Raw genomic sequence first — 12,111 nt, 5'->3', positions numbered from 1 at the left:
GCTCGCCTCACAGGGTGATGATGGCGGCGCTGCCGGCCGCGATGCTGATGTCGAGCACGCCGTGCTCGACCCGGACGGTGTCGGGGGCGCCCGGCCGCAGCAGGCCGCGGCCGTCGACGGTGGCGCCCTGGACCTGGGTGGCGCGGCCGTCGAGGGCGTCGCCGGTCATCCGCAGCACGGCGGCGCCGCGGTCCCGCCCGCCCACGGTGAGCGTCACCCGGACCGGCGCGGCCGTGGTGGCGTCCTTCTGCACGAGGGCGATCCGGGTGTGCCCGTCGTCGCCGCGGACGGCGTACGCGCTGATGTTGCGATCGGTGCCGAGCGAGACCGGCAGGAACCGTCCCGGCCCCATCCGGCGCGCCATCCACAGGCCGTAGTAGATCGGCATGACCTGGTAGACCTGGGCCAGCTCGTACGCCTTGTTGGCGGCGCAGATCGGGGTGTACCGCTGGAACTTGCCGTTCCAGATCGGGTCGTCGCACACCCCGAGGCCGCCGTGGATGTTGACTCCGGCCAGGCCGGCCTGGGCCATCGAGAGGCTGTAGTCGACGGCCCACAGCGCGGACGCGTACCGGTTGCTGACGCCGTCGACGCCGCCGCTGTAGGCCGAGTTGGCCTCGTCGACCCGCATCGGCAGACCGTTCGCGTTCGCGGCGGCGAGGTTCGCCGAGACCGACTGCAGTTGCGCGCTGGTCTGGGCCGGCGACAGCAGCCGGTCGATGGTGATATCCGGGCCGGAGGCGTACTGGTGGACGGTCAGCATCGCCATCCGGTCGTGCTCGTCGGCGGCCAGCGACGCGGCCCAGGCCGACGACGTGCCGGCGGTGTCGGGCCCGGCGATCCGGGCGCGGCCCACGGCGTCGGCGCAGGCCACCCAGTCCGCGTGGTAGGCGGCGTAGTCGTACCCGGCGGGCCGCAGCGCCTTACCCGCCCACTGGTCCGGCTCGTTGCCGCACTCGACGGCGACCAGGCGGCGGCCGAGCAGGCTCGTCATCGTCATCGCCTGGTCGGCGGCGAGCGCCGGATCCCAGCGGCCCACGTTGATGCCGACCTCGGCCTTCCAGCCGGTGGCGTCGAGCAGCCGGCGCAACCGCTGGATGTCGCCGGGCGTGACGATGTCCTCGACCCAGGCTGGCTTGGCGTCGGGCGGCGCCTGCCCGGCGGGCACCCACAGCGTGTCCCGATCCAGGGTGTTGCCGGCGATGCGCAGATTGCTGGCCCCGAGCGTCCGGAACAGCTGCGCGATGTTGCCCTTGCCCGGGTCGAGGTTGCCGATGCCCAGCTCGCGCATCTCGAACGACAGCCCGACGGCGTCGCCGGCCAGCCGCCCGGCCGGGTGAGCCGAGTCGACGGTGACGGTGGCGGTGTCGCCGGCCGCGTCGACGGTGGCGGTGTCGCCGGCAAGCCGCCCAGCCGCGTCGAAGGTGGCGGTGTCGCCGGCCAGCCGCCCGGCCGGGTCGGCCGCGTCGGCGGTGGCGGTGTCGGCCGCGGTGGCCGGCCCGGCCAGGGAGAGAGTCAGGACGGTGGTGACGGCGGCAGCGGCCCATTGTCGGTACACAACGGCTCCTTGGGGAAGAGTTCCTGACGCCACGCGGGAGCGAGGCCGAGGTGGTAGAGGCCGAACCCGCGGGCCCCGGCGTCCTTCAGCCGGTGCAGGTGCGGGATCAGCGCGTCGGGTTCGGTCGGGGCCAGGACGGTGACGTACGCGTCGACCGGCAGCCCGGTGGCGGCCGCCCGCCGGACCAGGTCGGCGGTGGACTCCGTGGTCGGCCAGGCGGGCACCAGCAGCGCGTCGACGTCGTCCGGTGCGGTCGGGGTCAGCCCGGGCGACGGACCGGTGACCCACGGGTCGGGGTGGGCGTGCAGGGTGATCGGGATGCGGGGAAGCGCGTCGATCACCTGGCGGCGCAGCCGGTCGGTGTGCCGGTGGCGGACCGCGAGCAGCGCGGCGAGCACGTCACCGGCCGGCCCCGCCCCGGGCGGGCGGACGGCCTCGGGCGGCGACTCGTCGGGCGGGCGGACGGCTTCGCGCGGCATCGCGCCGGGCGGGCGGGCGGCCTTGGGCGGCGTCGCGCCGGGCGGGCGGACGGCCTCGCGTGGCGTTGCGTCGGGCGGGCGGGAGGCCTCCTGCCGCGCCGCGCCGGGCGGGCGGACGGCTTCGCGCGGCATCGCGCCGGACCGGCGGACAGCCTCGCGCAGCGCCGCGACGACCTCGTCCGGCTCGAGCCCGTCATCCCGCCAGGCGGCGCGGCAGGCCGTGCAACAGCAGATCGACAACAGCTCGGCGGTCCGCGGGGTCCAGGCGCCCTCGGTCTTCTCGTGCTGACCGAGGTGGTTGACGCCAAGCTGGCCGCACGACTCCAGCGAGACGCCGTCGAAGTCGACATCGTGGACAGCCTCGGCCGCGAGCGTCGCCGCGTAGTCCCGGACCTCGGCGTGGGCGGGGCACAACGCGTACCGGTAGATCTCTCCGAAGCAGTTCACCACCGCGACGTCCGGCCGTTCCGTGCCCAGGCGGGTGTTGTGCGTGAGCACGATCCAGGCATTCACCCGTCGCCCGGCTCTTTTCAGCCGGGCCGCCGCCTCCCCGGCGGGATCGGCGGCGGTCATCCAGTCGGCCGGCAGCGGGGTGAGCCGGTGCCCCTGCCATGCCGCCGCGCGCACCGGCCGATACAGCGCGGCATGCCGCGCGTCGACAAGCTGATGGACGGGATGCAGCGGGGTGGCGGCCCGCGTCGAGTGGTAGGCGGCCGCCAGCGTGACGGACGACGGCGCCCGGTCCAGAAAGGCGGGATCACCGAGGACGTCCCACGGGTACGCGTGCCCGGTCACCATCGTGGCCGCCGCTTGGTGTAGCCGGGCTCGAACCGCCGCCGGTACGCCGTGTCGTCACGCTCGACGATGCCGCAGCGCCGGTAGTTCTCGTGCAGCCGGGCCAGCGCGTCCCGGTCGAGCCGCACGCCCAGCCCCGGCGTGTCCGGCACGGCCGCCGAGCCGCCCGAGATGACCAGCGGCTCGGTCACCACGTCGACCCCCGACTGCCACGGCGTGTGCGTGTCCACCGCGTACGTCAGATTCGGCGTCGCCGCCGCGAGATGGGTCATCGCGGCCAGGCTGATCCCGAGATGGCTGTTCGAGTGCATCGACAGGCCCAGGCCCCAGGTCCGGCAGATCGCCGCGAGCTGGGCGGACGCCCGCAGGCCACCCCAGTAGTGGTGATCGGCGAGCACGATGCCGACCGAACCCCGCCGGACGGCCTCCGGCAGATCGGCGAACGCCACCACGCACATGTTGGTGGCCAGCGGCATCGGGGCCAGCGCCGCCACCTCGGCCATGCCGGCCAGCCCGCTGGTCGGATCCTCCAGGTATTCGAGCAGCCCCGCGGTCTGCTCGGCCACCTTCACCGACGTCTCCACCGACCACGCGGTGTTGGGATCGAGCCGCAGCGGCAGCCCCGGGAACGCATCCCGCAGCGCCCGGATCGCCGCGATCTCCTCCTCCGGTGGGAACACCCCGCCCTTGAGCTTGATCGACTCGAAGCCGTACTGGTCGATCATCATCCGCGCCTGAGCCACGATCCCGGCCGGGTCGAGCGCCGCACCCCACTGGTCGGGTTCCGCGTCCGGGTGACCGGTCCACTTATAGAAGAGGTAGGCAGAGAACGGGACACGATCCCGCACCTTGCCACCGAGCAACGCATGCACCGGCCGTTCCGTCACCTGACCCTGCAGGTCGAGCAGCGCCACCTCGAACGGCGACACCACCCGGGCCAGCACCTTCGCGGCACTCGACGGCCCGGTCAGCCCGTGCCGGTCGGGCGCGTCCGCGGCGCCGATCGCCCGCGCCACCCGGCGTTCGAGACCGGCGAGATCAAAAACATCCAGTCCTTCGAGTACGGCGGCAGCCGCGCTCAGCAGTGCGAGGTGGGGCCGGTCGCCGTAGGTCTCGCCCAGCCCCACCCGGCCGTCGGCGGTGACGACCTCGACGATCGACCGCAGCGCCCACGGCTCGTGGACGCCCGCCGAGTTGAGCAGCGGGGGATCGGGGAAGGCGATCGGCGTGACGGTGACGGATCGGACGGTCATCCTTTGATCGCTCCCGAGGTGAGGCCGCGCATGAACTGGCGCTGCAACGCCAGGAACGCGATGACGGAGGGCAGCAGCGCCAGCAGCGCCGAGGCGATCAGGACCCCGGTGCCGACCTGTTCGTCGGCGCGCAGGCTGCGCAGAGCCAGCGACAGGGTGAACTGGCTGGAGTCCTGGGCGACCAGCAGCGGCAGGATGTACTGGTCCCAGATCATGGTGAAGCCGAAGATGCCGATCACGCCGAGCGCCGGGCGGCACAGCGGCAGCACCACCGACCAGAAGACGCGCAGATCGCCGGCGCCGTCGAGACGGGCCGCCTCCTCGAGCTCGACCGGCACCTCCCGCATGAACTCCGTCATCACCAGAATGGAGAACGCCCAGGCGCCGAGCGGCACGATCATGCCGGCCAGCGAGCCGACCAGGTTGATGTGCACGACCGGCACGTCGGCGAGGACCAGCGACAGCGGAATCGCCAGGATCTCCTCGGGCAGCATCATGGTCGACAGGATCAGCAACATCACCAGGCGGAGGCCGGGGAACTGCTTGCGAGCGAGGGCGTACGCGGCGGAGATGCTCACCAGGATCTGCAGGAGCAAGCCGCCGCCCACCACGATCAGCGAGTTCGCGAGATAGCGCAGCACGCCCTGGTCGATGGCGGCGGCGAAGTTGGCCAGGGTCAGATGGTGGGGGATCAGGGTCAGCCGGGTCGGGTCGGTGACCGGGCTGAACGCGCTCACCAGCAACGCCAGAAGCGGGCCGGCGAAGATGAAGACGACCAGCGCGTAAAGGGCCGTCTTGGCGACGATCGCGACCGGGCCACGCCAGGCGTCCAGCCCGAGCGCCGTGTCGAAGCGCCGGCTCATCGTCGGACCGCCCGCACGGCCAGGGTCAGCACGACCGTGGCGGCCAGCAGCAGCATCGAGCCGGCCGCGGCGACGCCGAGCTCGTTGCGTTCCAGGCCGAGCTTGTAGACCAGCGTCATGACCACTTCGGAGGAGCCGTTCGGGCCGCCATTGGTGAGCAGGAAGATCTCGGTGAACACCCGCAGCCCGCGGATCGCGGCCAGCGTGACGACGATCGCGAAGACCGGCCGCAGCGCCGGGAAGGTCACGTGCCAGAGCCGCCGCAACGCCGACGCGCCGTCCGCCGCGGCCGCCTCGTACAGCGTCCGGTCGACGCCGGCCAGCCCGGCCAGGAAGATCATCATGTCGTACGGCGCGCCCCGCCAGATACCGACCGCCATCACCGACCAGAGCGAGGTGTGCGGCGAGTCGAGGTACTGGTGCGGGCCGAGACCGATCCAGCCCAGCACCGAGTTGAGCGCGCCGTCGGCGCCGGGGTAGTAGATGATCCGCCACAGGGCGGCGACCACGGCCATCGCGGTGACGGTCGGCAGGAAGACGGCCGTGCGGATGAACCACAGGTGCCGGGCCGGGCCCTCGAGCAGCAGCGCGAGCAGCAGCCCGACGGCGATCGACCCGATCGTCTCGCCGAGCGCCAGCGTCACGGTGTGCCCGGCCGCCGAGGTGAAGGCCCCGTCGCTCAGCACCTCGCGGTAGTTGTCCAGGCCGACCCAGCGGTCGCCGAGGTAGGGGCGCACCTCGGTGAAGCTCATCTGCACGGCGCGGACCATCGGGACGAACTTGAACGCCGCGAACAGCAGCAGGGCCGGCGCCAGCCACAGCCACGGCGATGCTGCCTTGCGGGTACGGGCGGCGAGGCCCGATCGCGCCGGGCCCGCGGGCGGGGCGGCGCCCGGGCGGGCCGGCGCGACCGGGGTCATCGTCACGCCTTCGCCCCCTGCTTGGTCAGCTCCTGGGAGAAGCCGTCGGCGAGCTTGGCCAGCGCGGTGTCGACGTTCGAGGAGCAGTCGGCGACGATCGCGTTCAGGGTGTCAGCGGCCGCCTGCCGGAACGGGGTCCAGTCCGGGACGATCGGCACGTAGCGGGCGCCGTTCGCATATATGTCGGCGAACAGCTTCCAGCGGGTGTCCTGGCGTACGGATGCCATGTCCACCTTGCTGTTGACCGGCAACCGGACCACGTTGCCGTCGGTGTCGCCGGCCATGCCCAGGGTCTGACCCTCGACCGACGCCGCGTACTCGGCGAACTTGGTCTGGCCGGCCGGGTTGGCGGAGCCGGCCATCAGGTAGACGTTCTCACCCTCGGCGAGCGACACACTCTTGCCGCCCGGTCCCGGCGGGAGGGCGATCACCTCGTACTTGTCCTTGCCCAGGTTCTTGTCGAAGCGGGCCATGTTGTAGGGCCCGGTCAGATAGATGCCACCCTTGCCGGTCTCGAACAGCGGGTGCGCCTGTGTCGTCTCGGCGGTGACCGCGCCCGGCACCACGGTCTTGTCGGTGCAGAACTGCTTCTTGAACTCGGTCACCGCGGCCTTGGCCGGCGCCTGGTCGATCGCCGGGGTGAAAGCGCCGGTCGTGCCGGTGAGGAAGTCGCCGCCGGCCGACCACAGCAACGAGCTGAAGTACCAGGCGGCGTAGCCACGCTTGGTCGAGGCGGGGATGACATAGCCGTACGTGTCGGGCTTGCCGTTGCCGTCGGGATCGGCCGTCGTGAACGCCTTGGCCATCGCGTCGAGGTCGGCCCAGGTCTTGGGCAGCGGGAGCCCGAGCTTCGCCCGCCAGTCCTTGCGGATGAACAGCGCGAAGGTCTGCGCCGAGAACGGGACGGCGTAGGTCTTGCCGTCCGCGCCGGTCGCCGCCTGCCACGACGCGGGCGTGAGATCGGCCTGGCCGGCCAGCGCGTTCTTGTCGACCTCGCGGACCAGGCCCTGCTTGACCAGCCCGCCGAGCCGGTCGGTGTCGTTGATGACGATGTCCGGCAGCTTCTTCTGCGAGGCGGCCTGCTGAAGCTTGGTCTCGAAGTCGTCGAAGAGCGCGGTCACCTTGGTCGGGATGCCGGTCTCGGCGGTGAACTTCGCGGCGAGCTGTTGGTCGGTCTTCTCGGTGTTGGAGCCCGGCGGCTTGCGGACCCAGATCTGCAACGCGGCCTTGGCATCGGTCTTCTGATCGTCGCCGCCACAGGCCGCCAGGCCGCCGGTCGCGAGGATGCACGCGGCGGCGGCCGCAAGCGCTCGTCGAGCAGTCATGTGACTGCCTCCTGTCTACATATATGGACGCTTGCCGAGTAGATGGCATCGGGGTAGGGACAAGCTAACCGTCGGTATGATGGCCGTCAACACTGCTGAAACAATCGATCGTGATGGTGGAGCTCATGCCCAACGCTCGTCCGCACGCCGCCCGGAAGTCGGCACCGCCATCGGCCAGCATCAATGACGTGTCGCCGGTCAAATCGGCCGAGCGCACGGTCAAGATTCTCGAGACGCTGGCCGCGTCGCCGACCCGGCTCACCCTGTCGGAGTTGCAGGAGCGGATGGGCTATCCGCGGTCCAGCCTGCACGCGTTGGTCCGCACGCTGCGCGACCTGAAGTGGGTGGAGACCGACGAGAGCGGTTCGGCCTTCGGTGTCGGCCCGCACGCGCTGCTCTCCGGCACCGCCTACCTCGACCGCGACCCCGCGCTGCGGTTCGCCTACGAGACCCTGGAAGACCTGCGCAGCGAGATCGGCTACACCATTCACTACGCCCGCCGCGACGACGCCCATGTGCTGTACCTGGCCAGCCGCGAGTCGCGCAACTCCGTCCGCCTGGTGTCCCGGGTCGGCCGCCGGCTGCCGGCCCACGTCACCGCGCTCGGCCAGGCCCTGCTCGCCGACCTGACCGAGGCCGAGGTCGACGCGCTGCTGCCCGGCGATCTGCCCGCCGTCACGCCCTACACGATCACCGACCGCCCGGCGCTGCACGCCGAGCTGGACGTGGTGCGCAAGCGAGGCTGGGCCTTCGAGCGCGAACAGGGCACCGAGGGCGTGGCCTGCGTCGCGGTCGCGGTCGGCTACCGCATCCCCGCCACCGATGCCGTGTCCTGCTCAATGCCCAACCACCTGGCATCGGTCAAGCACATGAACGAGGTGGCGGCCGCGGTCATCCGCCACACCGAGGCCCTCGCCCGCACCCTCCGCCGCGAGGGCATCCGCTAGGCATCACCCCCATGCCCCGGGCCGGCGGCGAGTCGCCTGGGTCGGCCCGCTTGGCCCGCGGCGAGTCGCTCGGGGCCGGTCCATGCGGTTGGCCGGCGGTGTGTCGCTTGGGGTCAGCCCATGCAGTTGGGCCGGCGGTGTATCGCTTGGGGTCAGCCCATGCAGTTGGGCCGGCGGTGTGTCGCTTGGGGTCAGCCCATGCAGTTGGGCCGGCGGTGTATCGCTTGGGGTCAGCCCATGCAGTTGGGCCGGCGGTGTGTCGCTTGGGGTCAGCCCATGCAGTTGGGCCGGCGGTGTGTCGCTCGGGGTCAGCCCATGCGGTTGGCCGGCGGTGTGTCGCTTGGGGTCAGCCCATGCAGTTGGGCCGGCGGTGTATCGCTTGGGGTCAGCCCGCGCGCTCGGCCTGCGACGTGTCGCTTGGGCCGTTCCATGTGCTCGGCCGGCGGCGTGTCGCTTGGGTCAGCCCATGCGCTTCGCCAGCGGCCAGTCGCACCACCAGCCGCCGACGCGGTTGAGCTCCGGGTCCTTGACGAAGTCGGGCTCGCCGAACTCGGCGATCCGCTCGGCCGCGAACACCTCGGCGTCGTCCTGCGGGAAGTAGCCGATCGCCTCGCCCTCGGCCAGCGACCACCAGCGGCGGGTGTTGCGGCTGACGCCCCAGACGATGCGGAAACCGGGGGCGGGCGCCGACAGGCAGGCCTCGACCAGGCGCGCGCCGTCGTCCGGCGACAGCCACGTGGCCAGCCCGCGGTTCTGCGGCGGGGTCGGGAACCACAGGCCGATCCGCACACAGATGATGTCGAGCCCGAACCGGTCCACATACAGGTGCGCGAGCTCTTCGATGGCCGCCTTGCTCCAGCCGTAGAGCGTGTCCGGGCGTGGCGGGAGGTCGGCCGGCAGGCCTTCGGGAAAGGCCTCGTCATCGCGTACGTGGAATCCGGCCGCGTGCGTGGAGGAAGCCAGCATGATGCGCTGGATGCCCTCGAGGCGAGCCGCCTCCAGCAGGTTGTACGTGCCCAAGGCGTTGACCCGCAGCACCTCCTCGGCGCCCGCCTCCTTGCTCTGCCCGCCCAGGTGAACGATGGCGTCCACCCCCTTGCAGGCAGCCCGCACCGCGTCGGCGTCCTCGAGCGAGGCGAGGACGACTTCTTCCTCCTCGCCCGTGGCCGGCTGGCCCGCGGCTCGCTCGCCCGCGGCTGGCTGAAGCGCGGCCCGCTCGCCCGCGGCCGGCTGATGCGCGGTCCCCTCGGCCGCAGCCGGCTCGACCACGTCCAGCAGGCGCAGGATCCGGCCCGGAGCCCTCAGCCGCGGCCGGAGCGAGGTGGCCACCTTGCCCGCGCCGCCGGTGATCAGGATGCGTTGCGCCATCGATTCCTCCCGATGCGTCGGTGACGAACGGCGCAGAGCATAGCATCGATCTATCTGACTGGATGGCGTCCACATATCTGTACTTGACCGGCTCGGAGCGACTCTCTACGTTGGGATCCACATCCGCAGGGAAGACAGTGTCCACATATGTAGACGAGGTGTCCATGAAAACGATCGGCTTCATCGGCCTGGGCATCATGGGTATGCCGATGGCGGTGAACCTCGTCCGGGCCGGCTTCGACGTGGCCGGCTACACCCGATCCGGCGCCCGAGGCCTGGTCGCCGTCGGTGGGCGGGAGGCCGCGAGCATCGCCGAGGCGACCGCGGGCGCCGATCTGGTGATCACGATGCTGCCCGACTCGCTCGACGTGGCCGGCGTGGTGCTCGGCCCTGACGGCGTGCTGGCCCACGCTTCCCCGGATCTCCTGCTCGTCGACATGAGCACGATCAGCCCGGCCACCGCCCGGGAGATCGCCGCCACGGCGGCCGCCCGCGGCATCGCGGCCCTGGACGCCCCGGTGTCGGGCGGCGAGCAAGGCGCGATCGAGGGCGCGCTGGCGATCATGGCCGGCGGGACGCCGGAGGCGTTCGACCGTGCCCGCCCGGTCCTCGACGTCCTCGGCACGACCGTCGTGCACGTCGGCCCGCCCGGCGCCGGTCAGCTCGTGAAGGCCGCCAACCAGCTGGTGGTCGCCGGGACGATCGAGCTGGTGGCGGAGGCGATCGTGCTCCTCGAGGCGACCGGAGTGGACGCAAGAGCCGGCCTCGAGGTGATCGGCGGCGGACTCGCCGGCAGCGCGGTGCTGGCCCGGAAGGGCGCCGCCATGCGCGAGCGCCGCTTCGAACCCGGGTTCCGCGTCGACCTGCACCACAAAGATCTCGGCATCATGCTCGGAGCGGCCCGGGAGGCGGGCGCGTCCACCCCACTCGGGGCCCTGGTCGCCCAGCTGATGTCGGCGCTGCGGGCGCAGGGCGACGGTGGTCTCGACCACGGCGCCCTGCTCCGCGGTGTCGAGCGGCTCAGCGGGCGGGCCCATGTCTGACCTGCGGGCCCGGCTTGCGGCCGGCGAGACGCTCTACGGCACCTTCCTCGGCCTCGGCTCCACGCTGGCCACCGAGGCGTGCGCCGTCGCCGGGTTCGACTGGCTGCTGGTCGACCTGGAACACGGCGGCGGCGACGAGCACACGCTGCTGCATCAGCAGGTGGCCGCCGAGGCCCGGGGCGTGCCGATGTTCGCCCGGGTCGAGTCGGCGGAGCGCATCCGCACCGGCCGGCTGCTCGACGCGGGCGTGAACGGCATCATGTTCCCGCGGATGGACTCGGTCGACGACGTCCGGGAGGCCGTCCGGCACACGCGCTATCCACCCCAGGGCGACCGCGGCGTCGCCACCTACAACCGGGTGTACGACTTCGGTCTGCGCCCAGAGGGCCTGGCCACCGCCAACGACCGCGTGGTCGGCATCGTGCAGGTGGAGAGCCGGCGCGCGCTGGCGGTGGTCGATGGGATCGCCGCCGTCGCCGGGGTGGACGTCCTGTTCGTCGGCCCCCGGGACCTGTCGACGGACCTCGGCTGCCCCGGCCGCTTCGACCATCCCGACTTCCGAGACGCCCTCGACCGGGTGCTCGACGCCGCCCGGGAGGCCGGCATCGCGGCCGGCATCCTCGCCGGCGACGAGCGCCAGGCCGCGGCCTACGACGAGCTCGGATTCCGCTTCGTCGGCGTCGGTTCGGACGCCTCCCTGCTCGCCCGGACCGCGTCCACCGCAATGGCAAACCTGCGCCGTGCCACGGCGTCCCGCGCCGTCGGTTCCCCCATCCCCGGTTAGGAAAGGTGCTCGAGATGAGAAAAATCGTCGCCACGGTCGGAGCCTTGGTGGCCGTCGCTGGGCTGACCCTGCTCGGCGTCACGAACGCGTCGGCGGCCGCGCTCGACCCGACGGTCGCGCCCGGCGGCAACTTCAACCTGTCGATCTGGTCGCTGCAGCTACCCGTCGGTTCCCCCGGTGCCCCGACCACCATCCCGTCCTCGCAGCTCAAGGGCGCGAACGGCTACAGCAACCCGGCCTACTTCTGGACCGACAAAACCGACGGCTCGATGACCTTCTGGGCCCCCGAAAAGGGCGTCACCACCCCCAACTCCAACTACGCCCGCACCGAGCTGCGCGAGAACGGCGACTGGGCCCTGGCCGGCAACCACACCCTCAGCGCCCAGCTGCGCATCCCGAGCGTCACCAAGAACGTCTGCGTCGGCCAGGTCCACCTCGGCTCCGGCGGCTCCTCCACCAAACCCCTGCTCGAGCTCTACTACCGCCCCAACGGCGACATCTACCTCGGCACCGAGAACTCCCCCGACGGCGGTCAAACCCTGCACAAGGTCGGCAACGTCGCGCTGGGCGTCAAGTGGACGTACGTCATCAACGTCACCGGCAACAAGATCAACCTGACCGTGAACGGGACGAAGACCAGCTACACGATCCCGTCGTCGTTCAACCCGTACAGGCAGTACTTCAAGGCCGGCTCCTACAACCAGTCCTCCTCGGACAGCACCACCAACGGCGCCAAGGTCAAGTTCTACGCCCTGACCGTCACCCACAGCTGATGT

The 12,111-nt window shown here is 71.7% G+C and carries 11 protein-coding genes; 4 read left to right on the top strand and 7 right to left on the bottom strand.

The features are described from left to right. Positions 1 to 7 precede the first annotated feature (7 nt). From ACZ6TB_RS23620 to ACZ6TB_RS23595, 6 genes are read right to left on the bottom strand one after another with little or no spacing between them, the layout of a single operon-like run. Entirely contained in the window at positions 8 to 1,558 is a 1,551-nt protein-coding gene (locus tag ACZ6TB_RS23620; RefSeq protein WP_465556968.1) for a glycosyl hydrolase family protein, read from the bottom strand. Next, positions 1,516 to 2,835, bottom strand: coding sequence for a hypothetical protein (locus ACZ6TB_RS23615; protein WP_465556966.1), 1,320 nt, complete (start codon positions 2,833 to 2,835; stop codon positions 1,516 to 1,518). The genes ACZ6TB_RS23620 and ACZ6TB_RS23615 overlap by 43 nt, the downstream gene beginning before the upstream one ends. Continuing rightward, on the bottom strand, positions 2,829 to 4,085 hold the full coding sequence (locus ACZ6TB_RS23610; protein ID WP_465556964.1) for a glucarate dehydratase family protein: 1,257 nt from the start codon (positions 4,083 to 4,085) through the stop codon (positions 2,829 to 2,831). Before ACZ6TB_RS23610 ends, ACZ6TB_RS23615 begins: the two co-directional genes overlap by 7 nt. Further along, entirely contained in the window at positions 4,082 to 4,948 is an 867-nt protein-coding gene (locus ACZ6TB_RS23605; protein WP_465556962.1) for a carbohydrate ABC transporter permease, read from the bottom strand. Before ACZ6TB_RS23605 ends, ACZ6TB_RS23610 begins: the two co-directional genes overlap by 4 nt. After that, positions 4,945 to 5,868: a carbohydrate ABC transporter permease gene (locus ACZ6TB_RS23600; RefSeq protein ID WP_465557243.1), complete on the bottom strand. Its 924-nt coding sequence runs from the start codon at positions 5,866 to 5,868 to the stop codon at positions 4,945 to 4,947. The genes ACZ6TB_RS23605 and ACZ6TB_RS23600 overlap by 4 nt, the downstream gene beginning before the upstream one ends. A 2-nt stretch (positions 5,869 to 5,870) precedes the next feature. Continuing rightward, positions 5,871 to 7,193: a sugar ABC transporter substrate-binding protein gene (locus ACZ6TB_RS23595; protein WP_465556960.1), complete on the bottom strand. Its 1,323-nt coding sequence runs from the start codon at positions 7,191 to 7,193 to the stop codon at positions 5,871 to 5,873. 125 nt (positions 7,194 to 7,318) lie between these two features. Here ACZ6TB_RS23595 and ACZ6TB_RS23590 point away from each other — a divergent pair, with 125 nt between their 5' ends. After that, positions 7,319 to 8,140 carry an IclR family transcriptional regulator gene (locus tag ACZ6TB_RS23590; RefSeq protein ID WP_465556958.1) on the top strand — a complete coding sequence of 274 codons (822 nt, stop codon included), beginning with the start codon at positions 7,319 to 7,321 and terminating at the stop codon, positions 8,138 to 8,140. Between the two features lie 459 nt (positions 8,141 to 8,599). Here the strand turns inward: ACZ6TB_RS23590 and ACZ6TB_RS23585 are convergent, their stop codons facing one another. Then, positions 8,600 to 9,508: an NAD-dependent epimerase/dehydratase family protein gene (locus tag ACZ6TB_RS23585; protein WP_465556956.1), complete on the bottom strand. Its 909-nt coding sequence runs from the start codon at positions 9,506 to 9,508 to the stop codon at positions 8,600 to 8,602. Positions 9,509 to 9,672: 164 nt separating this feature from the next. Between ACZ6TB_RS23585 and ACZ6TB_RS23580 the strand changes: the two genes are divergently transcribed. From ACZ6TB_RS23580 to ACZ6TB_RS23570, 3 genes are read left to right on the top strand one after another with little or no spacing between them, the layout of a single operon-like run. Beyond that, positions 9,673 to 10,551, top strand: a complete 879-nt coding sequence (locus tag ACZ6TB_RS23580) for an NAD(P)-dependent oxidoreductase (protein ID WP_465556954.1) — start codon at positions 9,673 to 9,675, stop codon at positions 10,549 to 10,551. Continuing rightward, entirely contained in the window at positions 10,544 to 11,335 is a 792-nt protein-coding gene (locus ACZ6TB_RS23575; protein ID WP_465556952.1) for an HpcH/HpaI aldolase family protein, read from the top strand. The genes ACZ6TB_RS23580 and ACZ6TB_RS23575 overlap by 8 nt, the downstream gene beginning before the upstream one ends. Before the next feature lie 14 nt (positions 11,336 to 11,349). Further along, positions 11,350 to 12,108, top strand: a complete 759-nt coding sequence (locus ACZ6TB_RS23570) for a polysaccharide lyase family 7 protein (RefSeq protein WP_465556950.1) — start codon at positions 11,350 to 11,352, stop codon at positions 12,106 to 12,108. Positions 12,109 to 12,111: the final 3 nt, after the last annotated feature.

Source organism: Actinoplanes sp. NPDC051537, from assembly GCF_055586105.1.
This window is presented reverse-complemented; position numbering and strand designations above follow the sequence as displayed.